This window comes from Methanosarcina subterranea, from assembly GCF_055385895.1.
Genome location: NZ_AP042426.1, coordinates 4,164,140 through 4,187,616, shown reverse-complemented (window position 1 = coordinate 4,187,616; position 23,477 = coordinate 4,164,140). Strand labels below are relative to the sequence as shown.

18 protein-coding genes are annotated in these 23,477 nt (G+C 40.6%); 9 read left to right on the top strand and 9 right to left on the bottom strand.

Features of this window, described 5'->3' with window-relative positions:
- Nucleotides 1–40: 40 nt before the first annotated feature.
- The gene (locus ACZ5A8_RS18215; protein ID WP_464530754.1) at nt 41–3,082 is read left to right on the top strand and encodes a DEAD/DEAH box helicase; all 3,042 of its coding nucleotides are present in this window, start codon (nt 41–43) and stop codon (nt 3,080–3,082) included.
- Between the two features lie 91 nt (nt 3,083–3,173).
- Here the strand turns inward: ACZ5A8_RS18215 and ACZ5A8_RS18210 are convergent, their stop codons facing one another.
- From ACZ5A8_RS18210 to ACZ5A8_RS18200, 3 genes are read right to left on the bottom strand one after another with little or no spacing between them, the layout of a single operon-like run.
- A complete protein-coding gene (locus tag ACZ5A8_RS18210) occupies nt 3,174–5,132 on the bottom strand; it encodes a hypothetical protein (protein WP_464530753.1) in 1,959 nt (652 codons plus the stop codon).
- Nucleotides 5,129–5,683, bottom strand: a complete 555-nt coding sequence (locus tag ACZ5A8_RS18205; RefSeq protein WP_464530751.1) for a hypothetical protein — start codon at nt 5,681–5,683, stop codon at nt 5,129–5,131. Before ACZ5A8_RS18205 ends, ACZ5A8_RS18210 begins: the two co-directional genes overlap by 4 nt.
- The gene (locus tag ACZ5A8_RS18200; protein ID WP_464530750.1) at nt 5,680–6,924 is read right to left on the bottom strand and encodes a dsDNA nuclease domain-containing protein; all 1,245 of its coding nucleotides are present in this window, start codon (nt 6,922–6,924) and stop codon (nt 5,680–5,682) included. The genes ACZ5A8_RS18205 and ACZ5A8_RS18200 overlap by 4 nt, the downstream gene beginning before the upstream one ends.
- Before the next feature lie 597 nt (nt 6,925–7,521).
- Here ACZ5A8_RS18200 and ACZ5A8_RS18195 point away from each other — a divergent pair.
- Entirely contained in the window at nt 7,522–7,686 is a 165-nt protein-coding gene (locus ACZ5A8_RS18195; RefSeq protein ID WP_464530748.1) for a type II toxin-antitoxin system HicB family antitoxin, read from the top strand.
- Nucleotides 7,687–7,706: 20 nt separating this feature from the next.
- On the opposite strand, the gene ACZ5A8_RS18190 is transcribed toward ACZ5A8_RS18195, so the two are convergent.
- The gene (locus tag ACZ5A8_RS18190) at nt 7,707–7,931 is read right to left on the bottom strand and encodes a hypothetical protein (RefSeq protein ID WP_464530747.1); all 225 of its coding nucleotides are present in this window, start codon (nt 7,929–7,931) and stop codon (nt 7,707–7,709) included.
- A gap of 364 nt (nt 7,932–8,295) precedes the next feature.
- Between ACZ5A8_RS18190 and ACZ5A8_RS18185 the strand changes: the two genes are divergently transcribed.
- Nucleotides 8,296–8,691, top strand: coding sequence for a DUF2769 domain-containing protein (locus ACZ5A8_RS18185; RefSeq protein WP_464530745.1), 396 nt, complete (start codon nt 8,296–8,298; stop codon nt 8,689–8,691).
- Nucleotides 8,692–8,881: 190 nt separating this feature from the next.
- Here ACZ5A8_RS18185 and ACZ5A8_RS18180 read toward each other — a convergent pair whose 3' ends face one another.
- Nucleotides 8,882–9,274: a YkvA family protein gene (locus tag ACZ5A8_RS18180; protein ID WP_229391083.1), complete on the bottom strand. Its 393-nt coding sequence runs from the start codon at nt 9,272–9,274 to the stop codon at nt 8,882–8,884.
- A gap of 565 nt (nt 9,275–9,839) precedes the next feature.
- Here ACZ5A8_RS18180 and ACZ5A8_RS18175 point away from each other — a divergent pair.
- The 3 genes from ACZ5A8_RS18175 (at nt 9,840) to ACZ5A8_RS18165 (ending at nt 12,942) form a co-directional block, all read left to right on the top strand.
- Nucleotides 9,840–10,313: a GNAT family N-acetyltransferase gene (locus ACZ5A8_RS18175; RefSeq protein WP_464530744.1), complete on the top strand. Its 474-nt coding sequence runs from the start codon at nt 9,840–9,842 to the stop codon at nt 10,311–10,313.
- Between the two features lie 234 nt (nt 10,314–10,547).
- Nucleotides 10,548–11,087 (top strand): DUF3267 domain-containing protein, encoded by a 540-nt coding sequence (locus tag ACZ5A8_RS18170; protein ID WP_464530742.1) that lies wholly within the window; start codon nt 10,548–10,550, stop codon nt 11,085–11,087.
- A 613-nt stretch (nt 11,088–11,700) separates the two neighbouring features.
- Nucleotides 11,701–12,942, top strand: a complete 1,242-nt coding sequence (locus ACZ5A8_RS18165) for a hypothetical protein (RefSeq protein ID WP_464530741.1) — start codon at nt 11,701–11,703, stop codon at nt 12,940–12,942.
- 506 nt (nt 12,943–13,448) lie between these two features.
- On the opposite strand, the gene ACZ5A8_RS18160 is transcribed toward ACZ5A8_RS18165, so the two are convergent.
- From ACZ5A8_RS18160 to ACZ5A8_RS18150, 3 genes are read right to left on the bottom strand one after another with little or no spacing between them, the layout of a single operon-like run.
- On the bottom strand, nt 13,449–14,378 hold the full coding sequence (locus ACZ5A8_RS18160) for an NADP-dependent oxidoreductase (protein WP_464530739.1): 930 nt from the start codon (nt 14,376–14,378) through the stop codon (nt 13,449–13,451).
- 54 nt (nt 14,379–14,432) lie between these two features.
- Nucleotides 14,433–14,603, bottom strand: coding sequence for a hypothetical protein (locus tag ACZ5A8_RS18155; protein ID WP_464530737.1), 171 nt, complete (start codon nt 14,601–14,603; stop codon nt 14,433–14,435).
- Between the two features lie 2 nt (nt 14,604–14,605).
- On the bottom strand, nt 14,606–14,863 hold the full coding sequence (locus tag ACZ5A8_RS18150; RefSeq protein WP_464530736.1) for a hypothetical protein: 258 nt from the start codon (nt 14,861–14,863) through the stop codon (nt 14,606–14,608).
- Between the two features lie 596 nt (nt 14,864–15,459).
- Between ACZ5A8_RS18150 and ACZ5A8_RS18145 the strand changes: the two genes are divergently transcribed.
- The gene (locus tag ACZ5A8_RS18145) at nt 15,460–18,048 is read left to right on the top strand and encodes a NosD domain-containing protein (protein ID WP_464530735.1); all 2,589 of its coding nucleotides are present in this window, start codon (nt 15,460–15,462) and stop codon (nt 18,046–18,048) included.
- Nucleotides 18,049–18,104: 56 nt separating this feature from the next.
- Here ACZ5A8_RS18145 and ACZ5A8_RS18140 read toward each other — a convergent pair whose 3' ends face one another.
- Nucleotides 18,105–18,644: an N-acetyltransferase family protein gene (locus ACZ5A8_RS18140; RefSeq protein WP_464530733.1), complete on the bottom strand. Its 540-nt coding sequence runs from the start codon at nt 18,642–18,644 to the stop codon at nt 18,105–18,107.
- A 734-nt stretch (nt 18,645–19,378) separates the two neighbouring features.
- Here ACZ5A8_RS18140 and ACZ5A8_RS18135 point away from each other — a divergent pair.
- Nucleotides 19,379–20,440: a hypothetical protein gene (locus tag ACZ5A8_RS18135; protein ID WP_464530732.1), complete on the top strand. Its 1,062-nt coding sequence runs from the start codon at nt 19,379–19,381 to the stop codon at nt 20,438–20,440.
- A gap of 921 nt (nt 20,441–21,361) precedes the next feature.
- On the top strand, nt 21,362–23,152 hold the full coding sequence (locus ACZ5A8_RS18130) for a hypothetical protein (protein WP_464530731.1): 1,791 nt from the start codon (nt 21,362–21,364) through the stop codon (nt 23,150–23,152).
- The last annotated feature ends 325 nt before the right edge of the window (nt 23,153–23,477 follow it).

The following is a 23,477-nucleotide window of genomic DNA, read 5'->3' as shown; positions in this document are numbered from 1 at the left end:
AATATTAGGTTATCCATTATTGAAATTAATTACAGGGAAAATGACATTCAATAATATCTTTAACTCTTTCCACCCGAAAATTCAGGGAGCCCTGGACACTCTGGGGTTTAAAAGACCTACAGAACCACAGGAAAGGGCATTTCCTCATATAATGGACGGAAAGCACACCCTTCTGATAGCTCCGACAGGGTCGGGAAAGACCGAATCTGCAGTGCTTCCCGTTTTTCACAGCATCCTGAAAAAGAAACCTGAAGCGCGAAGAGGCATTTCCGCCCTTTATATTACTCCCCTGCGCGCGCTTAACCGGGACATGCTTTCCCGAATTGAAGTCCTCGGGCAAATGCTTGACGTTAAAGTTCAGGTCAGGCATGGGGACACTCCTCAGAGTGAAAGGCAGCGCCAGTCGAGAAACCCGCCTGACGTGCTGATCACGACCCCTGAGACCCTGCAGGCAATGTTTACGGGCTCCCGTCTGCGGCAGAACCTTGAAACCGTAACCCATGTCGTGGTCGATGAAATCCATGAGCTTGCAGGCTCAAAACGCGGAGCTCAGTTAACTGTCGGGCTTGAGCGGCTTGTGGAAATCTCAGGGGAGTTCCAGAGAATAGGGCTTTCTGCAACAGTCGGGAACCCCTGGGAGATTGCAAAGTTTCTGGCAGGAACAAACCGGGATTTTACGGTTATTGAAGTTGCACTGCTGAAATTGCTGGAGTTCGATGTGGTCAGCCCTCACCTCTCTGGAGAGAGCCACAGTGGAAATACAGTCGGAGGTGCAGCCGAAGATGAATCCAGAGATAGATTAGGGAATAAAGTAGAGAATAAAGTAGGGAATAAAGTAGGGAATAAAGTTGGAGATAACGTAGAGGATAACGTAGAGGATAACGTAGGGGATATTATTGGAGATACAACCGGATATGCAGCCAGAGAAAAGGAAATCCTGGAAATTGCAAGAACAGTCGGTTGTGATCCTGAGTTCGCCTCTCACCTTCTCTGCATCAGGAAAATAGTTGAAGAAAGCCAGTCCACCCTTATTTTTGTGAACACGCGGCAGAGTGCAGAGGCTCTTGCAGCAGGTTTCCGTAAGCTTGGAGCCTCCATTGGAGTGCATCACGGTTCCCTATCCTTCGAAGCCCGTGTTGAAGCCGAAGAAGAGTTTAAGTCCGGAGCGCTCAGGGGCCTTATATGCACCTCATCAATGGAGCTAGGGATCGATATCGGAAATGTTGATCGGGTAGTCCAGTATGGCTCTCCTCGCCAGGTCTCAAGGCTGCTTCAGAGGGTAGGAAGAGCAGGGCACAGGTTGCACGAGGTCTCACGAGGTACAATCATTTCCATGGAAGCGGATGATACCGCAGAGAGCATGGCAATTACAAAAGCTGCACTCGAAGGCAGGGTCGAAGAGATTTCCCCGCACAGGAATTCCCTTGACGTTGTGGCAAACCAGATTGCAGGCATGGTCATGGACTTCGGGGAGATCGGGATAGACAGGATTTTCAGGATTCTCAGAAGGACCTATACCTTCAAGGAACTGCGGATTGAAGAGTTGCAGAGGGTCGTTGACCAGATAGGGGACTACAAACTGGTCTGGCGCGATAAAGACTCAAACCTGCTGAAGAGGCGCAAGAAAAGCCGGGAATACTATTACGACAACCTCTCCATGATCCCGGACGAAAAGAAGTACGAGATCTATGACATCGTGAGCGGAAAATCTATCGGAGTTCTGGACGAAGCCTTTGTAGTAAACTTTGCCGAGCCTGGAGCCGTTTTTATAACAAAAGGGGACATGTGGCGCGTTATTGAGATGCCTGACCGCGAACGGGAACCTGGCCGGGACAGGATCAAGGTCGAGCCGGTCGAAGGCATGGGCGAAGTCCCGAGCTGGTCCGGAGAAGAAATCCCCGTACCCTTTGAGGTAGCCCAGGCTGTGGGAAAGCTCAGATATGAAACCGCAGCCCTAATCCGCGAAGGGCTTGATGATGAGGCAGTTGCGGAAAAGCTGCAGCGCAAATATCCTGTGACAAGGGCAGCCGTACTTGAAGTCATCCGCCTCCTCCGGGACCATGTAGAAGGAAATTTCCCGCTTCCGGACGCAGACACAATCGTAATCGAAGACGAGGGAGACGCTGTAACCCTGAACGCCTGTTTTGGCCACAACACCAACGGAACCCTTGCCAGAGTCCTTACCTCCCTCCTTTCAGCCCGTTTTGGAGGCAGCGTAGCCCAGGAAGTGGACCCGTACAGGATCAGGCTGACTCTCCCGCGCAGGGTAGGACCTGTCCAGATCCGGGACATGCTCCTCTCTCTCCGCCCGGAACACGTTGAGCCAATCATCGAAATGACCCTGAAAAATACAACTCTCATGAAATGGAAAATGGTCCACGTAGCCCGCAAGTTCGGAGCCCTCTCCCGGGATATCGACTACGACAGGATCAGCATGAAAAAGCTCCTTGAAATCTATGAGGGCTCTTCCATGTACGATGAGGTGGTCCGCGAGATCTTCCACGACATGCTGGATGTCCCGAGGGCAAAAGAAGTCCTGACAAAACTCGCAGCCGGCGAAATTACAGTCGAGGTCTCAGGCCCGACCCCGATCGGCTCAGCCGGCTTTGCCATGAAAAGAGACCTTATAGCCCCGGAAAAAGCCGACCGTTCAATTGTCCTTGCCCTTAAGGAACGCATAATGAACGACAAAATCATCCTGTTCTGTACGAACTGCAAGAAATGGACTTCCCACCGCCAGGTCAAAAGTGTCCCCGAAGAAATCGTCTGCCCTGTATGTGAGTCCCAGATGATCGCAGCTCTCAAGCCCTGGGAAGAAGAGGAAATCAACCTTGTCAAAAAGCAGGGTAGAAATGTCAAAGTTTCTCCCGAAGAAAAGAAGCGGATACAGAGGGTTTACAGAAATGCAAGCATAGTCCGCTCGCAGGGGAAGAAGGCAGTTATTGCGCTTGCCAGCAGAGGGATAGGGCCTGAGACAGCGTCAAGGGTGATTGAAAAGATGAGGGTGGACGAAGAGGCTTTTTACAGGGATATTCTGATTGCGGAAAGGAATTATGTGAAGACGAAGAAGTTCTGGGAATGAAAGTTGGATATAATAAATTTTTTGAAGTTTAATATATATGGAATTTTTTGTTTTTTTGACATATCCTTTCCATAATTCTGTCCTAAATCATTTATTTTCCTCTATAATAGCGAATAAGAGGCGGATTATTGTCGTCATCAGGAGTCATATGGCGTTCATAGAAACTCGGTTGAAAGTCCTTTGGTGGAGGGCAAAGCTCCTTGTCAATTAGAATAAACTGAGTTCCATTTAGCTCGGAATTACATAGATCATAAAGCATCTCAAAAAAGCCTTCAAATTGTGCTCTATTCTCCCTTTCGCTGATATTTTTCATAGGGGAATCAATTATCAGAAGCGTTGGTAGCATTGCGCCAATCTCTGCAGCTAGACGATGCACAGCTATAGCAAAACAGCACTTGAACAATGTCTTCTTGCCTCCGCTGCCAAGATTTGTAAAGGATGTAACGGCTAGGTCACCACTGTCTGCAGAGGCAACCTCTGGAAGAAAGTTAGGAGATCTCATCTCAACAAAGTCGTTTGGAAAGAAGCCAGGAATCTTTGCACGTAAAAGGCAACCGAGAAATAACTTTTTCAATCGATCAAGGTTCTGAGTGTCTCTCTCAGCATGTACCCTAGCATCTTTGAGTTTGAGTCTAATTTGTTGCTCTTCGCTGGTAAGAGTTTGAACCCTCTGAGACAATATAGCTATTCGTCGTACGAGCACTTCAAGCTTGTTAAGGTCGAGCAGTTGCTGCTGAAGCGCAGAAAGGCGTTTCTCAGTTTCAAGCACTGTAGAGAGATACGCAGAATCGTAGTCTTTTGAGATACGGGTCAGTTCACTATCGACTATAGCCTTTTCGTCGATCATTTCTCTCAATTGTCTTTCATTTTTATGGAGTTGAGCTTCGTGAAAGGAGATTAGTTCTGTTAATTCGTGTACCCTTGAGTCTAAGTCCTGCTCCGCAGCCTGCTCGTCCAATGCTTCACTTGGTATGTCAGAGTATGGCTGACTGCAAACTAAACAAATCCCCGGTTCTCGGGGCTGTAGCGAATTGCCACAGCGTGGGCAATTCTCAAAATCGACTCCATTTAAAACTTCTCGTGCAGATTTAGAACGTCGAAAACGCGTAGCGAGCGAAAGAAGCTCATTCTTGTGGGTTTTGTCTCTTACAATGATGTCTCGGATCTCGCTGAATGCGTTCTTTAACTCCTCTATTTGTTGTGCAAAACCTCTTGCTCGATCTTGAAGACCCTCTATCGCATGTGAACGCAAAGTTCGGGTATTATCTCGGGCATTTGCAATATCAGCCTCAGCTTTCTGGATGTTTAACTCAATTTCGCGTCTTATTGTAGCAAGTTCTCCTTCTGTTGCTATCTCAGCGGAACTAAGTGCAGTATAAATTGCAGTCTCTCCGGCTTCACATTTCAGTCGTTCCGCTCTGACGAGTTCAAGTTGAGCTTCCAAGTCTGCCACATACTCTTGATGAAATCCGACTAAAAACCTGAGAACATCCCTGCTTTTTAGTCGTTTCCACAAATTGGCTTCGCTCTCTAAGTGAAAAAAGCTACTATCCATTGAATCTTGATCTAGGTAGCAATACCACAACAGATCCCGGATACTTAACCGCTCCAACTCTGAGTCTTCCTTGATTTTGCTTCGCCGGACTTTAGGAGGTATTCTTCCTGACAGATAAAAAATCAGGTCAGATAGTACTTCTACTCCGGTATCGGGTAGAACTTCTCCAGCGGCGGTACGAGCAGGAATTAAAATTTCGAATTGTTGCTCGGCAACAGACCATCGAGCTTTGACCTTAGTGGAATGCGTATCACGTTCTAATACAAGCGGTAATTCTGCAACTTTTAGTGAAAGACTTGCGGATATGAACTCAGTCTGAAGTGCAGGTGTCATTTCGGTCTCACCCAAGTCACCACCCAAGCAGAAATCAATGAGTCGGGCAATGGTGGACTTTCCTGCTCCCATCTGACCGTAGAAATAGTTGAAATCCTTGAAATCTATTTTTTCGTGAGCTTTTTTGAAAACGATTACTAGATCAATGAGTTGAATATTCATAATTCAATACACCTTCCCCACTGCATATCTACTATTTCGGGGAACACTTCATAGATAAAATCCTTTAGTTTCGTTGGAGGGTAACTACCGACAGCAGACACTACAATCTTGCTTCTATTTGCAATTGGATGGAATTCTCCTAAAGCAGACAATTGCTCAGCCACCTTTTTGCCTGCAGGAGTTAGCTTAACGTTTACAGTCCGGCCCTCTAAATAGGTGCAAGCCAGCCCTTTAGCCATAAGCAACCCTATCCAGCGACGATAGCGTTTATCCCAAGGTCCATAGCGGAAACGTATCATTCTTGCTTCAATAGTGTTCAGCTCGTCTTCCGGGATATTTTGTGCAATATCTTCTTTGCCAATCGCTTTAAGTACCCGACAGAGACAGTTTGGATAGCGAAGCAGGAAATCCATTTTAGCCAGTTTCATGATACCTTTCACGGGTTTATCACTGCGTCCCGCTGCAGCATTAAGCAGTAAAATTAAGCGAGCAATGTGAAAATCATCAGAACTCTCAATCTCTGCAGCAAGATGAACAATTTTCAGGCTCATGGATCCTCCTCTACATCAAATGTTTCACTCCACCAGACCTTACACTCAGATGTGAGCAAACCTGCGACCCCTACAAGAAGATCATAAGGTTGCCGATGCACCCGTATAGATTCCGTCTCAGAGATACGCTTCAGCCTATCTTGAACATCAATCAGCATCGTTGGTCCATAAAGTTCTCCTTTTTGGCTTGCCCGGAGGTTTGCGTCATCACATTCCACAAGCACTACGTTCTCGATTTGTGAGATTATCTGTTTTCCCTCGCTTGGGCGCGTTGCCAGATCGAGTAATTTTTGCTCGGCTGTTAAGGATCTGCGGCGCATCGTTTCGTAGTGAGTAGCCAAGCCTCCACGAGACATCTTTTTCCTCAATTTATTATCTAACTCGCTTCCAGTGTTCCCTAATTGGAGTGAGGCAAGATCAGGCAAAAAACAGAATGTAGGGTCACGAGCATTACGAATTGTAAGTACGATATCTTCACAGGTAATTCGCTTTGCCAAGAGATATGGGTCTTTGTCTAATTTGCAGGTAAGTCCTATCCAATCACGACTGGGGTCATTTGATACAAGCGAAGAAGCTTTAGCAATCATTACGATCAGCGCGTCGCATACTCGTGACAAAGATGACGCGCTTATAGATTTACATTCATCTAAATTAGCGATGTGCCGTAGAGCAAGCTCTTCCTCGAATGCGCGATCTGTCAGACTAAGGATAATATCCAAGCGATGAAGCACTGAGAAGAGGCTTACTGCCTCAACCTTAAGTTTGTTCTTGAGCCAGTTGAAGCCTTTTTTTATTTCATCAATTAAGTCCTCACTTCGGGTTGCCGATTTAATTCCAGTGAGGAGCTTACGTGGGCTTAGGTATTCGTAACCTTTCTTGGCAGATTCAGAGAAATGTGTATTGGAAACAAACAGAAAAGAACGAATTTTTCCAGGATATTTAAGATCCAGTTTAACGAAACGAGCGATACTCTTCCAAAAAGCTTCATCGTTTAATTTCCACTCACCAAGTTCTGACTTTTTAGTTTTGATCTGGTAAGCGTCATAAAGTCCTCCTGCAGTTTCTGCTAAGAAGTCCTCGTGTTGTTCACACCAGATCGCAATGTAGTCAAATTTACCTGTTACCATGCCAGCTGAAAGGACAACTCCATAGGCATGTTGATAACGGAACTTCCGCAGCACCTCATCTCCTGGATCTGACAAATCTCTACTATCTATTGGCGAGACTGTTGGTGAAACCACGATTTTTTTCTCCAGAAAGTAATTATGTGCTTCTTACATATGCGTAAATATTATTCAAACAGTTTTAGAGTGAATTTTTTTGAAATAACATCCAAAGAACATAGTCTATGATTATCATCTAAACAAGATTTTAATTATAGTCCATTCAAGTATCTGTGGAAAATGCGACATTTTTAAAAACTTATATTACTTTATATATATCTGCCGATTTTTTGTAATAAGTTTTAATTTTTTATGTGAGCTTTTTCAATTTGTTTCTGATAACGAGAGCTGTCTAAGAGTCGTTAATATTTTTAAAATACGAATTAACATGTTTCTTATATATTCTCACGAATTCGTACAAATCGGAAAAATAAGTCTGCCTTTCAATGATTATAACTAAAAATAAACATCAATCGCCGTGATATTTAATAATTATTCCTCTCATAGGTGACGCAATCGGAAAATTCCCCCTTGAAGGATTTGAGGGGGGCTGGGGTGGAAATATAATACAAAAGTGATATTGCTCCGGATTTTTACGGTTTTAAGTTAACTTTTACCTTAAATTTGGCGGTAACAACTTTAAACATTCACAGATTAAATGTTATTCTGGCAAAGATGGAAGGTAAGAGCTTTAATTATACTGTCCTGATCGATCAGGACGAAGACGGGACATCATTGCAAAAGTTCCTGACGCCGGGTTGTTATACTCAGGGAAAAACAGTTGAGCAAGCTATGGGGCGCATAAGAGAAGCGATACAGGTCTGTCTCGAGGCTGAATAACGTGAAAAGTACTTTTAATATTAGAGTCCCATTTCTTTCTTTATCTCTGAAAGGGATATCAAAGTTCCTTTTTTCTGGCTCTCATGACTTTCATCTACGAGCTTTCTCTCTTCATCAGTAAGTATGCAGTCTATGTCTACCATATGCTCTCTTATGTCATCTTCTGCAATAATAAAAATGGTTAATACGAATCTTATTTGCAGATATCTTTCTCTGATATCTATGTTTTCTTTCGTTCCTTGCATGGGTTATGAGGTTACAGAACCTTTTTTTCCGTGTAACCTGTAAAAGCCTCACTTCTGCGTAGAAAATACACACTGAGAATTCTTCCCTCTATCAAATGTATCCTCTACTTCCAGCGCTAATTTATCTAGACACTGCAAGTCCTGTCAAACTCTCTCTTTTTCCTGATCATGCATTAATTTTTAAAGATATCATTTTTGCGATCTTCCTAATTTTTTTATAATACACTGGCTAAAATTGCTTGATTTTAGTATGTATTTTCTAAAGGTACTATTATATATTTATTCTATAACTGAAAAGACTTTTATCTCCTAAAACCAAAGCTTGGTATCGAATACTAATGGAATACCAAATTGGGGGGAAAATATGAGCAATGGTAAAAATACATCAGCTGAAAAGGAAAACCAAACAACACCTAGAGACAGAAATGTATCTTTTCAAAGAGAAACAAATTTTGTAGTTCCTTATTCACGAGAAAATATCAATAGGTGCAGATGCCCACAATGTCCGGTTCAGGCTGATAGTAAATGTGTAAAAGACAAACTTGATAATTCGAAAAAGGCAATGGAGGAAATGCCTGAAGGAGAAGTTCCCAGTTCCGAAGACGTTCCGGGAATATATTGCTCGACAGGCAAAGCGGCCTGCCAGGACCTTAATCCTGATCAGCAGTGTATCTGTAACACCTGTGATGTCTGGAATGAGTACGTTCTTGAAGAAGCAACACCATCTCAGTACTTCTGTCAGAATGGCAGAGCAAAATGATTTATTTATAGGGCTCTAGCCCTTTGTTTATACATTATTACCATTTTTTTATTTGTTATTGACTATGCCGAAAGTATAGAGAAAGATGAGTATGGAGAATGATGATTTTCTATCCAGTAACTTTATTCCGGATAGGACAATCAAATATGGATAATTGGGCAAATTAAGACCACAGGCGAACAAATCGCTATCAATTACTCATTTTCCAGGCTCTATAGTTTTCCAGGTCATCTTTAATAAGGCTAGATGCAAAAGCAAGCACAGCAACATCATCTGCAAATCCGAGTAAAGGAATAATGTCTGGGAGGAAGTCAACCGGACTTATGAGATACAGGAGAGCAACTGTTATCACTAATACCGTTTTCTTCGGAACCGGGTATCTCTTATTGAAGGAATCTGCCAGCATAGAAAACAATAACCCTAAATAATCCCAAATTTTTCTAAGATCTGTTCGGCGTTGGTGAGCGCCTGTTGCTTCTTCAGGAGAAAACGTGCTGGTATCAGAAGTTTGATTTGAATTGACATCAAATTGGTCAATATTTGATCCAACTTTTTTCCTTCTGAAATTATTGATTTTATCCATAATAATCCTCCAATCTTAAATTGGATTGTATGCAGGGTCTCTTAAACTAACTATAAATTGAATATTTCTTCCTCTTCTTCGGATCAATTGAGGCAATTAATGGCTTTCTCAAATATTCAATATTATTTTGGCTCTTACAAATACTACTTCACTAATTATTGTAAAATAAATTTTAAATTAAGCGTTTCTTCCTGTTTTCGTGAATATTAAAGGACCACTAAAATAATCTATTGCAAATAAAAATTGTGGTAATAGGTATATTAAGTTTATTGAAGTTGGTTTGAAGGTTACTCAGTTTAACCTGACTGAACCTTTACGGGACCTCCACTTTAGTAATCATCAAAAAGGAATTATACTTAAAATTAATATTTTTTCAGGTCTTGTTTGAGGGATTCCTGGAACAGACTACTGCGGGATTACTGAATATTGTCGAATAATTAATAGGATAAGTAAAAAATGATTGCAGGCCTTGGCGAGATATCCGACTCTACTATTCTAAAAGGGTTGTATCAAGAATTTCTGTCTCAATAATCTCTTTTCCATTGACTGTCAGGAGGTTACTATAATGGAGAAAACAGTAAGACTATACAAATCCGAAGACTGCAAAGTGATAGTTAAGTTGTTTTATGATACTATCCATGCGGTTAATTTGAAGGATTATAATTCAGCACAACTTGACGTTTGGGCACCAGAAGAAATCGACATGGATATGTGGGATAAATCAATTTCTAATAACTATACGGTTGTAGTTGAAACTAATGGTCTTATTATTGGCTTTGGTGATCTGGATGATACCGGATATTTTAACCGGCTTTTTGTGCATAAAGATTTTCAAGGACAGGGAGTAGCAACCATAATCGCAAATGAATTAGAAAAATACGCGAAACAAAACGGTATTACGGTTGTTACTGCTGAAGCGTCAATCACAGCAAGACCGTTTTTTGAAAAGCGAGGTTATCGAGTAATAGAGATGCAAAGCATTAAGCGTAAAGGTCAAACTTTAACTAATTTTTTGATGAAAAAACACCTTGACAAATAAGCATTAGTCCTGTGACACGCTCTACTTGCCCACTTTCGAGGTAAACAGGATAATCTCTATATCTGGCAACTTTTACGTACTCTTAATAAGATTTAAAAGTAAAATGGACTTTCATTACTGTAAAAAGGGGAAGGTATTATCCGTCTTAGATGTAAATTTCCTCAAGTAAATTCTGAAAGGCACTCAGAACTGATCATAAGAACCTGGATACAGCTACGTGAGCCTAACAATTTCGTGTCCGCTATACTTGCAGCAATCCCATTAATGATCCTGAACACTCTGCTTTCTATAACGGTTCTTGGTATATTTTCGCCTTTCTCTTTAGCAGATGTCGGCATTAATCCTTCACAAACAATAACGCTAACTATACACTTACAAGACCTTGCATACCTGATCGGGCTGGTTTTTATCCATGAACTTATTCACCTTGTCTTTATTCCAGGTTTTTTAATGTCGGATAAAACATTTTTAGGAATTACTTATTTTGGCGGATTTGTTTATTCGGAAGAAGTAATCTCTAAATCAAGGTATACTCTTATTACACTGGCACCTTTTATCTTGCTCTCAATAATACTGCCTGGAATTCTGGGGGCTCTGGATCTATTAAATCCGTTAGCAAAGATCCTGATATTATTAAACGCTATGAGTTCTGGCGTTGACATGCTAGGCTTGATCCTTATAATGATCCAGGTGCCTGCAGGTGCTTACTTAACTTCCAACGGGATAGGGACTTACTGGAAAATGATAGATAAGAGCATTCCCGGAAGCAACTGAATATATATAATCTCAAGGTAGACAAGCGAATCCTTTTTTCAATAAGATGTTTCTCACGCCTTTCATGAATATAGATGTGAGATATAGATGTGAGATATAGATGTGAGCCTATAAGTGCAAACAACTTATGTGAGGACTGCAACTGTGCTGATAATGAGAATTTCAGTGCCATACTTTTCAAAATTTAATGAATATTTAAAGCGATTGGCGTAATCAGAAGATTTGAGGGGGCAGGACGGAAATATAATACTAAAGTTATGTTTTTCATATCGAGAGCTAAATAATATCTTCTTTTTTCTTCAAACCCATTATGGAAAAGTCGAGCCGCTGCGCGGGAAAAAATCCGTAAAGACAGATAATACAGTTGCTTTGAGTTTAGAGGCAAACGTGCAGTCTTGATTTTCAGGAGAGCAGGGGAAGCTGTTGAAGCGGAGAAGAAACGTACTATTCAGGGAATCAATACCTTTAGAAGAAAATTACAGAGCATTTTAATTATAAACATGCTTTTATAATCTTCAATCCATACTATTTAACCGGGGAACAGGAGATTTTCAATTCTCACGCAATATATTGAAATAAAAACTAATTTTGTTCCTAATTAGGGGGGTAATGAATGCAAATTAAACTGGTAATTAAACCGATACTTGCAGTAATCTTCGTGCTTTTAGCAACATCGAATGCAGCTCTTGCAAATGAGAGCAGCAATTATATTGACGAACTACTGGTAAGTGATGCTTTCCATCCGCCTGGGGAAGGGGATCCCGGAAATCTGTACAACGAATGGCACTACTTTAATATGATCGATGAAGAACAGAACCTGTCAGTGATATGCACTTTCAAATTAAACGGGGATACTAATTCCTCGGAGGTTCTTCTGGGCTATTACGTAAATGATACTTCGGCTTCTTTTTATGAGGCATATCCTCTCACTCCGGAGGTTGTAAATTATTCTTCTCAATCTCCTGATGTCAGGATAGCCAACAATACGGTAACCTTAACCGACGAAGGGTATCGTGTGTATATCGAATCCGGGGATGGTTCAGGAGTTTTTGATGCCCTGTTCAAACCGCAAACCAAACCTGCTCCTGTCTTTAATGCATCTAATTTATCTATTCCGGGGACGACTATCAACTGGCTGGTAGCTTCACCAAGAATGGAGGTTTTCGGAAACCTCTCTGTTGCTGGAGAAACTTATTCCCTGAATAACTCAAGAGCTTACCACGACCACAATTGGGGGTACTGGTCATGGGGAGATGATCTTGGGTGGGACTGGGGCCAGGTCTCCCAGGCAGGAAATTACTCAAACGAGACAACTGGGGAATATTCACTCAGTTTTGGAAATATCACCAATGCCAACCATTCACAATCAGTAAATTCAGTTCTTAATGTTTGGAAGGATGGAGAAATCATTGCCAATTTTAGCAGGGAAGAAATACAAATTGAACATTCTAATCTGAGTACAACAGATATTGGAATCCCCCCGGCAGAAATGTTTCCGGAATATATTCTACCCCAGGGTTCTTTCCCCTTCCCTCAAAGTACCCTTCTGAACGCCTCCTCGGGTTCTGATTCTCTTAATATAGAGTTCACCACTCAGCGCCCTGTCCCACTTCCAATAATTATTCCGGATAGAAATGAATCTGGAAATGAATCTGGAAATGAATCTGGAAATGAATCTGGAAGTGAATCTGGAAGTGGAACTAAATACAGGATAATCTGGGAAATGATCGGGACCTATCAGGTCAACGGGGTAATAGACGGAAAACCCATTTCATATACCGCAGACGGATTTCTGGAATACGTAGCAGGGATGCCTGTTGAGCCTGAGCCTTTTGTTCCCGCTCAACCGCAGTAAAAGTATCCGTAGGACGATGGCATAAATCCAGCGGTGTTCAGAATTCGTTGAAAAACGGTCTTTTTAATTTTTTAACCATTCAGGTTTCCTTTTTATCCTTAATTTTTCCGGATTTGATGGGGAATATATGAAAATGGTTATTTTTTATTTGCCATTTTTTATCCAGAAGTTCTAAATCCTTTTTAATTTTCAATGGTCGTTAGCTTCTCTCTTTTTTATTTTTTATATCTTCTTTCTATCAATTTCTTTCCCGATAAGTATGCGATCTATCCGGGTTTCTCATGTTTATCGTTATTTACTGATGTGGGATATTTATTTTTCTGGACAGTTTTACGGAAGGTCGGCAAATAGCAGGTCTTCCTATCTCTCCTTCCAGCTTTTCATCGGGAAAACTATGCTGAAGCACAGGAAAATAACCGGTCAAAGCACGGCTAATGAGGTTGCTCCGCTTTAGAATTTTATCGATCTGAATTTGCCGTTTTTCCTTCTATCAGACGAACCCAGATTTACATAGGGTCTTCTCCTACGAGCAAAACAATCTTCCCGCGCGTATGGCGGCTTTCGCTCATCTCATGTGCTTTTTGTGCATCTGAAAGAGGAAGTATGGTCGTTACAATTGGTTTGACTCGCATCTCATCAATGACCTCTGCTATCTGGGCAAGCTCTTTTCCATCAGATTTTGTCATGAGGGTTTGTGCACGCACACCGTGTTCTTCTGCGGCTCCTTCGGGAATGCTGGCTACGGTGCTTACCAGAAACCCGCCGGGCTTTAGAACTCCCCAGGATTTATCGAAAGTATCTCCTCCGACTGTATCCAATACGACGTCCATATTACAGGCAATATCCTCAAAGTTCTGGTTTGTATAGTTTATTACTACATCTGCGCCTATGCTTTTTAAGAACTCTATATTGGTACCTGAAGCTGTGGCTACAACAAACGCTCCTTTCCATTTGGCGAACTGGACTGCAAAAGTCCCGACTCCGCCTGCAGCGCCGTGAATGAGTACTGACTGTCCCTTTTCGAGTCCGGCAATATCAAAAAGACACTGCCAGGCAGCCAGTCCGGCTGTTGGGATGGCTGCACTTTCAACGAACCCTATACTTCTAGGTTTTCTTGCCGCCTGTGTAGAGTTGACAACTGTGTACTCGGCATAGCCGCCTTCACCTATCGAGACTTTAGCAAAGACTTCTTCTTCGGGCTGGAAGAAGACTCCTCCCTGTCCCAGAGCGTCCACAACGCCTGCAACATCCAGTCCCATAATCATTGGCAAAGGTAGTTCCCCCACCAGGCCTTTACGTATCTTCCAATCCATTGGATTGACTCCAGCTGCAATGATCCGGATCCGAATTTCACCTGGACCTGGCTGGGGCTCGGGGACATCTTCGTACTTCAGAACTTCCGGTCTGCCAAACTCATGAATCCTTACTGCTTTCATATTTTCACCTGAATATCAAATTTTTCTCCTGTGTACTGTATTCGTTGTATCTTTTCATTCTATCCAGTTGTCTGCATCTCTCTTCATCTGCTTTACTGCGAGTACCTGCGTCGAAGCACGGGGTTTCGGTATCTCAATTTTTCCGTAACCTTGGAACTCGTCCTCGCAGCACAACTGCTTTATTTTATTTTTGATGCATCTTCTCAAGGTCATTTCGCAGAGCATATTTATCCACTCCCTGTATTTACAGCAGCGCGGGTGCAATCTACTGGATATCCCGGGTTTGTGAAATAATCAAAATTATCAACTACCCCATCCCTGTATTTCCCGTCATAATTTCTGTTTATCTCTCCTTCTATCGGGTTAGTTAATAAATCTCCAGCTGTAGAATCGGAATTTCCTGCATACTTTATCCAATCTGTGTTTGCAGATGGAAGCGCAATAAATACAATGAATACCAATGGCAGCAAAGCTCTCCCCTTCAAATCAACTCCCCACCATTCATTTATATTTGGATTATTCTATTTTAATTTTCCCTATTTTTCTAAAAGAGCGTAAAAAAAACTTTATACTTATCACATTTTTTAGTTAAATTAGACCATTTAAAAGAAGGAACTAATGTGCAAAATTAACACAAAACCATTTCTCATTGATGAGAAAAAGGTGTATTCAAAGAGCAACTTTCCCACATCTGAGTTAATTTTATATAACTGTTACATTTTTTTACATATTAATTAAATTTCAAACCTTAGGTGTCCAAGCTTAAGACGTTGTTCTTATATTCTTGAGAGCAGCGAGGCAGCCTTATTAATTAATCGGATAACAGTATAATCGGGGAATTTTCAGTGAGTATTTGGTTTTCTTTCAGATCCTTATCACAAGACTCTTTCAAAGTCTGAAGTTCACAGGTGGATCAACTTCACAATCCTGACTGGACTGTTTTTCCAGCAGTTTCGACATCTTCTGTACGCTTCAGATAAATTTTCTCACCAGAATTTCTGTGTATCCGGTCGTTAATCAAATAATTATCATAAAAACAGGTCTCGTTACAGAATTTATAAATTTTGTTACGGAGTTTACCATGCATCAAACAAAAAGAAAAGGCATAATCGCTTTCATAGCGGTTCTCGCGTTCATTTTCGCGATTGCAGGAAATGCAGCAGCTATTGCAATTACAGTAAATAACAGTACAGGCCAGGCTGCGGATTTTACGTCCGTTCAGGCTGCGGTAAATGCTGCAAATCCGGGCGACGAAATACTTGTCAAACCAGGTATTTATGAGGAAAATGTTGAGATTACCAAACCTCTGACCATTTTTTCCGAATCCGGCAACTCTTCAGATACCATAATTCAGGCAGCTGACAGTTCTAAAGACGTTTTCGGCATATGGGCAAATGAAGTAAACATTAGGGGTTTTAGCATAAGAGGCTCGGATTCAGCTGCCGGAATTCACTTTTTTGGAGTTACCGGCTGCCGCATTGAGCACAATATGCTCTCGAATAATAGCTGTGGTGTCGATCTTTATATGTTCAGCTCAGGTAACACACTGGCTGATAATGATGTGTCAGACAGCTTGACCGGAATCAGCCTTGGTGACAGCCTGAACAATACCCTGAGAAACAATTCGATTTCTTACTGTAACAGTGGAGTTTCATTTTTTGATTCTCCTAACAATACACTGGAAAATAATACCATTTTGGAAAATAATGGGGGTATTTCTCTCACAGGTGAGTCAAATGGCAACCTCCTGGTCAGTAATATCATAAAATCCAATAAAAAAGTGGGCCTGCACATTTACGAAACTTCCGGCAACCTGATTTATAATAACTATTTCAATAACACTGCAAACGTGGAATCCGAGCTGGTTGCAGGGAATAATGTCTGGAACACAACAAAATCCGAAAGCACTAATATTATAGGGGGCTCTTACCTTGGCGGCAATTTCTGGGGAAAACCTGATGGGACTGTCTATCCGAGGGGTGTCAGGGATACTGACCTTGATGGCATCTTTGATTCTATGTATAATATTGAAGGCAGCGGCTTCATTGATTATCTGCCACTCAAAGAATCGAAGTCTATGACGATTACCGTAAGCAATGATGCGGACAAAGCTGCAGATTTCACCTCCATCCAGGCTGCGGTAAATAATGCATACCCGGGAGATACAATTCTTGTTTATCCGGGTGTTTATGTGGAAAACATAGTAATAGATGTGGAAGACCTGGTTATTGTTTCGGCATCCGACAGCCCTTCAGATACCACGGTTCAGGCAGCCAGCGGCTCGGAGGATATTTTCTCGGTCACAGCAGATGGAGTGGGTATTAACGGCTTCTGTATTACAGGAAGTATAAGCTCCTCAAATTCCGGAATTCACCTTTACGGGGTTGAAGACTGCCGCATTGAAAACAATGAACTATTTAACTCTCATGATACTGTCCAAAATTCTTCGGATGATTATACTCCGACTGCCGAAAACGTGCCTAACTTAAACCCTGGATTCGGCATCCGTCTTGATTTCTCAGGTAACAATACTCTTAGCAACAACATAGTATCATTTAGCAATGTCTGCATCCTTCTGCGTAACTCAAACGAAAATATGCTTTTTAATAACAGTGTTTCTAACAGCAATTATGGCATCTGGGTGGATTCTTCCATTGACAATGTACTGGACAACAATGCTGCATCAGATGATAAGATCGGAGTATATCTAAAAACTTCAAGCGGAAATACAGTTACTGGCAGTAAGGCGTTCAATAATTCCTGGTCCTGCATCAATCTCTGGAATTCCAACGAAAACATGTTATACAGTAATATGGCCTCAAACAGCAGTAATGTCTGTATTATTCTGCATAGTTCCAGCGGAAACAATCTCAGCAATAATACGGTATCCTACAGCAACTATGGAATCTGGCTGGACTCTTCAAGCAATAGCAATAATCTGAGTGAGAACAGTGCATTATATAACAAAGTGGGCATTTACCTGAAAGCTTCAAACGAAAACGTACTGGACAACAATACAGCACTAAACAACAGTAAGTATGGTATCAGTCTGTGGAACTCTACTGCAAACGAACTGGACAGCAACGCAGCTTCTTACAGTGATGTCTCTATCCTTCTGCATAATGCCAGCATGAATACGCTTGCCAGCAATACGGCATCTAACAGCAGTTATGGTTTATTTCTCGATTCTTTCAGCAATGACAATATACTGAGTGACAGCAGGGCACCAAACAATAGAATTGGCATATACCTGAAAGCCTCCAGCAAAAATGTTCTGGAAGGTAACAGTGCAAATTTGAATACAGTGCACGGTATCTGTCTCAATTCTTCCAGCAATAACATGTTTAACGGCAATATAGTGGATTCAAACTCCGGATACGGCATTTACATTCTGAACTCAAATAATAATACAATCTATAATAACTATCTGAATAACGCGAAAAATATGTATTCCGAAGGCAAAAGTTCAGGTAATGTCTGGAGTGTGGACAAAAGCCCGGGCACCAACATTATCGGGGGTTTCTTCCTGGGTGGGAATTTCTGGGCTTCACCTAAAGGGAACGGTTTCAGCCAGACACATTCAGACATCGATGATGATGGCATATGCGAGACAGCTTATGATATGGGTAAAGGAAACATTGACTACCTGCCTCTTGCAGGTCCTTTCTAATGCACTTTATCCAATTCTCTTTTTTTATTTCTGATCCTATCCAAGAAATCTCTTTTTTACTTATAGTCCTGCTCAAGGAACTTTTGCAGCCATATAATATCAAAATAGTTTTCAAACTTTGTTCCTACTTCTCTGAACCTCCCGCATTCAATAAAACCGTGTTTAATATGAAAGTTCAGGCTGGCTTCATTTTTTGAGGATAAATTTGATAGGAGACTTTTCATCTTTTTTTCCCTGGCTTCCGTACAGAGTTTTTCCAGCATCCTGGAGCCAAGACCCTTTCTTGTGTGTCCTGGCAGGATAAAGTAAGAAACCACACCTGTATGCCGGAAATTCGGGAAAGGGAAATATGGCCTGAGGGCTCCGATTCCTATTATTTTACCTTTTTCTTCGATCACGTAAAAAGGAAAATGTTCATTTTCACTCTGCTCTTTTCCGCTCGGAATAGCTTGAAAAAACTCGGGTCCTACCGGAGTTTCGATATAGGCCGCAAAACTGCTCTCAATGTAATAGTTAAAGACCCCAAGCATTCCGAAGATGTCTTGATTTTTGGCTTCTCTTATTATATAATTTTCAGAATTTTTGCTTCCTTGCATATATAATTAGTCTGGAAATTAATATTTAAATTTTTTTAATCAGTCTCTCTTTTTCTTAAGTATCAGAATCAGAGCTGAGATTTGAAAATTGAGCATTTGAGAGTTAAGTCTTTGAGAATTAAATCTAAGAATTGAATCTAAGAACTGAATTTAAGAACTGGATCTAAGAACTGGATTTGAGGACTGGATCTGAGAACTGGATCTAAGAACTGGATTTGAGGACTGGATCTGAGAACCGAGTCTTTGAATATAGAGTATTTAAATCTTAGAAGCAAGACCTGGAAGATAGGCTGCTCAGTGAAACTGTGGTACTGAACTTTTAAAATTTATATGCCTGAAACTTTACAACAAACAGAGATCTATTTCTTCACTTCTTTACTTTTTATTATAGTTATATCTACTCTTAATAGTATTCCTTTAAATTATACGGATCGATGCTTCACGTTTTTTGTATCAGTCTCTATTTACTTTGCCTATTTATCATGATTTATATTTATAATTAATTTTCAGTGAGAATATATTTATATACTTATGTTATTCTACTATTTCCTACAGGTAATTATTCAAACCCTATCCTGTATTTCAGGCCGAATTCTGATGATTTTAATGGGGCACCAGAATCCGGAATGCCGAAGTAAAATTATTTTTTAACAACCCAGGTAAGATCCATCCCTGAGAGTGAAAACAGAAGAAAAGAAATTTTCTCAATATACTTCTACAGAAGTGAAAAATAGATGTTCCTGAATGAAAACAGAATTATAGAAAAGATGTGTGAACTTCCGACTACACTTGGAGATATCTCTGAAAGCATTTTCGGAGGCATTAGTACAAAAAATGGTTTACTGCACAGGCTTGCTGTTCCCGAAGGAAGTGATTCTGATTCGATTTATCTTTGTGAGGGCCTCTGTAAACCCGTGATTTTAGAGTCTGAACTTATTTATCCCTATGTCTCAGGCTCATTTTCCGAAAAATTCGCATTCAACTCTTCACCTTACCGTTTTATGCTGGCGTATGATCTGTCAGACAAAGGTAACAGAAAGGAGTTCAGAATAATCCCTCCCGAAGAACTTAAAGTCAGGTTCCCTATGGCATACGGGAGAATCCTGGAATTCAAAAATCAGTTCAGCCACGATAATTCTCCTCTTGACTCTGCGGACTATTATAGTGTGAGGGGCAAGAAATTGATGGAGTACCTTAACACTCCAAAAATCATTGCTACCGAAGGTTACCGCTTGCAGGCAGCCTATGACGCTATCGGGAATCATGTCTTTGAAAACGGCTGCGGTATTGTCCTCAAGGAACCGGATAAATATCCTTATGTAACTGCAGTCCTTAACAGCCAGATTGCCAGGCTTTTTCCATCAGTTTGCGAGTCTGAGATGATGTACTCAAGCTCTATAACCCCTTCAGTAATGAAGCGATTCCCAATTGTGTTTCCTGAAGAACGGCTGACTGAAGACCTGGTCACCAATATTTCCGGCTACCTAATGTTCCTCAATAAGCAAAAATATGCATCTGGGAATAGTGTTTCGGGCTGGCTTGATGAGCTTGCAGGCTTTTATGAGCAGATTTCAGACCTTCTGATTATGGATGCTTACTTTGCTACTGGTATTGATCCCAAGCTTCTGGATGCCCTTGAGGAAAACATTCACCCTTATGCAGGAGATATGGAATCTGAAAGTGATGAGAGCCTTTTGAGTGTGCTCTATTATATCAAGCAGAGGATTCTGGAAAGCTCTAACTTTAAAAAGTATGCTTTTGAAACAGAATTCTCTGGAATTCTCAGTTTCCTTTAAAAAGCAAGAAGATCCGAATAACTCTTTATCTGAGTTTATTCAGAATTTTTAATTTTTCTTCTATAAGTATTTATAATATTTTACCTGCTCATTTTTAAGATTTGACTGTTATTTTTTAAGTTTTCATCTTTTAGTTTAATATTTTGAGTTTAATTACAGTTCTTCACATGTTGGATTCTTCGCATATTTGATTCTTCGCATATTTGATTCTTCGCATATTTGATTCTCCATATGTTTGATTTAGACTTTTGTTATTCAATCTCAAAAGTATTTCGTATTAATCATGTTAGCTGGAATCATTCTCTTTTATTAAACTTAATTATAAACTTAATGCTGAGGAGATCAAATGGATTACCACTAAAAAGTAGAAAAGAGTAAAGAATGGCATAAAGCTTTCTAAGAACCTATCCCAGAACTCAAAACTGCGTTCCAGAACCTCGAATTCGGAATATTCAATCGATTTTCTGATCATGGAGAAAATAGTTCTGAAACTCTTATCAATTTGAGGATAAAATTGATTTTGGGATGAGCTCTAACGGATTTGCTTCCAACTGAAGATATTTTTTTAATTATTTAATCCAGAAGAAACTTCGAAGACGACTATTTTAAAACTCTGTTTTCATATTCTGTTCATATTCTGTTTTCAGATCCTGGTTTAAACTGATCCATGACAGCGGCTGTGTAGTAACTGCAAAAGGAAACAGGAGAACTATTGTTATATTTGCAACTCTTTTTCAATTATTTCTTTTTCCGTAAAACAAAAGTTTTTATAGATGCCATTTGCTATATTAAATCGGGGTTTGACAAATATGGAAATTATTAAAAATAAATAATAACGACAATATATATTATGAAATAATAGTCTGTGTATATTTACACCCCATAAACAAATCTCAAACATCATCCAGAAGAGGGGGGCAAATGAAGAGGTCATACCATATAAAAGTATTTCTTTTCATATTGTTGACGTTAAACTACTCATGTGCCGGAGAACTCGGAGTTCCCCTGGACACAAGCAGTTCAAAAACGATTGACAATATTAATCAGGGTAATATTCTGCTTTTCGCGGGTAATTTTTCAGAAGATAACGGTGTTCCGGGAAATGCCTTTGTCGCAAAGCTCCAGAATAATGGGACTTCCGATATACTATACTCCACAATTTACGGGATCCATGAATCAAAAGTTATTTTTGATAATTCTTCGGCAGGGTTAAAATATACAACTACAAGAGACTGCTCTCCAGTTTCTTACTTCATACTTCCGGTTGTGGATCCCATCACGAATTTTGGAATAGATAAATATGTAGGATATTTCAGGGGGTCTTCAAAGACATACAGTTTCTGTAAATGCGCTTCCATTCCACTGCTACATTATCTTGAACAATCGAAACAGGTGGGGCCACTTTATATATGCGGTTTTACGCCGATGGCCAAATGTACATATCAAATTTCAATGGATATAAACGCGGACGACCCTGAAAGTTTCGTTGAACTCAATAGTCCGGGTTCAAGGTTGATAATTTCAGAAATAGATAACAAATCTGTCCTGAACAGCTATTACAAAAGTCCTTCCGGTGAACTTAAATGTGAAACTATATACCTGGGAAATGCCGGTGAAAAATATGATTTCGAAATAATGTTTGATGGATATAACAAAACAAATACTATTGTCGTAAATGATGGCACATGCATAGTAACTCCGTTTTATGACCTTGAAAGGCAGCAACTGCCTTATGTGGATTTTTCAAACGGGTATATCAAGTTCACGAGTTTTGTCATCAGAAGAGGAACGTACATTGATGTGAACATATATAGTATAGACCAGTACGCGGACAGAAAGTTTATAACAGCAATTGGAAACAACAGAATGCTTGCCTTCGGACTTGACGGGCCGCATCCCATGAATACAACGGAACAGGGTATTAATTATCTTATAAATAAAGGGGATAAAGGCACGATATGGTTCGATGTAGGACTTCTCAAGAAATGCAATGAAACGGAACTTGAGTACCTGCGTAGCCTGGTGGAAAATGATTCCTGGGATACAGGCATACATTATTCGAAAGAATTGACCCTCCTTTCCCTTGAAGAAGCATACGGATTGATGGATGAGGAGTATTCGTACGTTTATGAGACAATAGGGGAAAAGCCGACAAACTGGTGCTCTTTGAGAAATAGCGATAATATCACACATGCAATTTATGCATACGAGAACTTGGGAATGGTCTGGAGAAATGGAAACTCGGGGGTTCATGCGGAACAAAGTGTCGGAAACCTGGATGATGATACCTGGGGATGGTGGGAAACAGCATCATCGGCCGGGATGACATATCCGGTTTTTACCCACCAGACCGATAAAGATCCCTCTATAAAGTACTCTATAAGTTACTCCAAATTCCAGACATGGGCTGACAACTACGATTCAAATGATGTATCCATAGTGTCGTTTTACGAATATTATATGGTGAATAGCAACACATATGATGCATTTTTCGATTCCCTGGAGTATGGGGAAGATTATTTCACGTTCAAGGCAAACACAAATGGTGCCAGTGCACTCATAAATGTAAATTTAATTGCCGGGAACAATACGCAGGTTTACGACAATACCTCGGGTGAATCTCTAGGTTACAGGGTCGAAGAGGACGGATCAATCACATTCCAGGTTGAAAATAACCACACTTACAACATCTATCCGGAGGGCACGGAATAGTGATCACTTTCACTAAAAAGAAATACCAATGGGTGTTTGTTTTTTAAAACGTACTATTATGTTTTATTCCAAACTCATTTACTTTTTTTAATTTTTTTGTTACATTTGTTTATCTTACACGGTTGTATGTCGCATATGGTTGTATCTCGCAGACAGATAACCCTTTATTTTACTTCAACTTCGAATTTTCTTCGTTTAATAGATCATTTCGTAGTATCATGAAAGAATCGCAATTACCTTAACGCTTAACTTTTTACATCGCATGCTACTGTACTGGATTTAGCTCTCTGATTTTTAATCTACGAAATCATCTCTGGACCCATCA

Excerpts from the sequence above, each read along its gene's own strand:
- ACZ5A8_RS18140 (WP_464530733.1), bottom strand. The coding sequence starts at position 18,644 with ATGCAAGGAAGCAAAAATTCTGAAAATTATATAATAAGAGAAGCCAAA.
- ACZ5A8_RS18145 (WP_464530735.1), top strand. The coding sequence starts at position 15,460 with ATGCATCAAACAAAAAGAAAAGGCATAATCGCTTTCATAGCGGTTCTC.
- ACZ5A8_RS18160 (WP_464530739.1), bottom strand. The coding sequence starts at position 14,378 with ATGAAAGCAGTAAGGATTCATGAGTTTGGCAGACCGGAAGTTCTGAAG.
- ACZ5A8_RS18185 (WP_464530745.1), top strand. The coding sequence starts at position 8,296 with ATGAGCAATGGTAAAAATACATCAGCTGAAAAGGAAAACCAAACAACA.
- ACZ5A8_RS18190 (WP_464530747.1), bottom strand. The coding sequence starts at position 7,931 with ATGCAAGGAACGAAAGAAAACATAGATATCAGAGAAAGATATCTGCAA.
- ACZ5A8_RS18210 (WP_464530753.1), bottom strand. The coding sequence starts at position 5,132 with ATGAATATTCAACTCATTGATCTAGTAATCGTTTTCAAAAAAGCTCAC.
- ACZ5A8_RS18135 (WP_464530732.1), top strand. The coding sequence starts at position 19,379 with ATGTTCCTGAATGAAAACAGAATTATAGAAAAGATGTGTGAACTTCCG.
- ACZ5A8_RS18195 (WP_464530748.1), top strand. The coding sequence starts at position 7,522 with ATGGAAGGTAAGAGCTTTAATTATACTGTCCTGATCGATCAGGACGAA.
- ACZ5A8_RS18155 (WP_464530737.1), bottom strand. The coding sequence starts at position 14,603 with ATGCTCTGCGAAATGACCTTGAGAAGATGCATCAAAAATAAAATAAAG.
- ACZ5A8_RS18180 (WP_229391083.1), bottom strand. The coding sequence starts at position 9,274 with ATGGATAAAATCAATAATTTCAGAAGGAAAAAAGTTGGATCAAATATT.
- ACZ5A8_RS18205 (WP_464530751.1), bottom strand. The coding sequence starts at position 5,683 with ATGAGCCTGAAAATTGTTCATCTTGCTGCAGAGATTGAGAGTTCTGAT.
- ACZ5A8_RS18165 (WP_464530741.1), top strand. The coding sequence starts at position 11,701 with ATGCAAATTAAACTGGTAATTAAACCGATACTTGCAGTAATCTTCGTG.
- ACZ5A8_RS18215 (WP_464530754.1), top strand. The coding sequence starts at position 41 with ATGACATTCAATAATATCTTTAACTCTTTCCACCCGAAAATTCAGGGA.
- ACZ5A8_RS18175 (WP_464530744.1), top strand. The coding sequence starts at position 9,840 with ATGGAGAAAACAGTAAGACTATACAAATCCGAAGACTGCAAAGTGATA.
- ACZ5A8_RS18130 (WP_464530731.1), top strand. The coding sequence starts at position 21,362 with ATGAAGAGGTCATACCATATAAAAGTATTTCTTTTCATATTGTTGACG.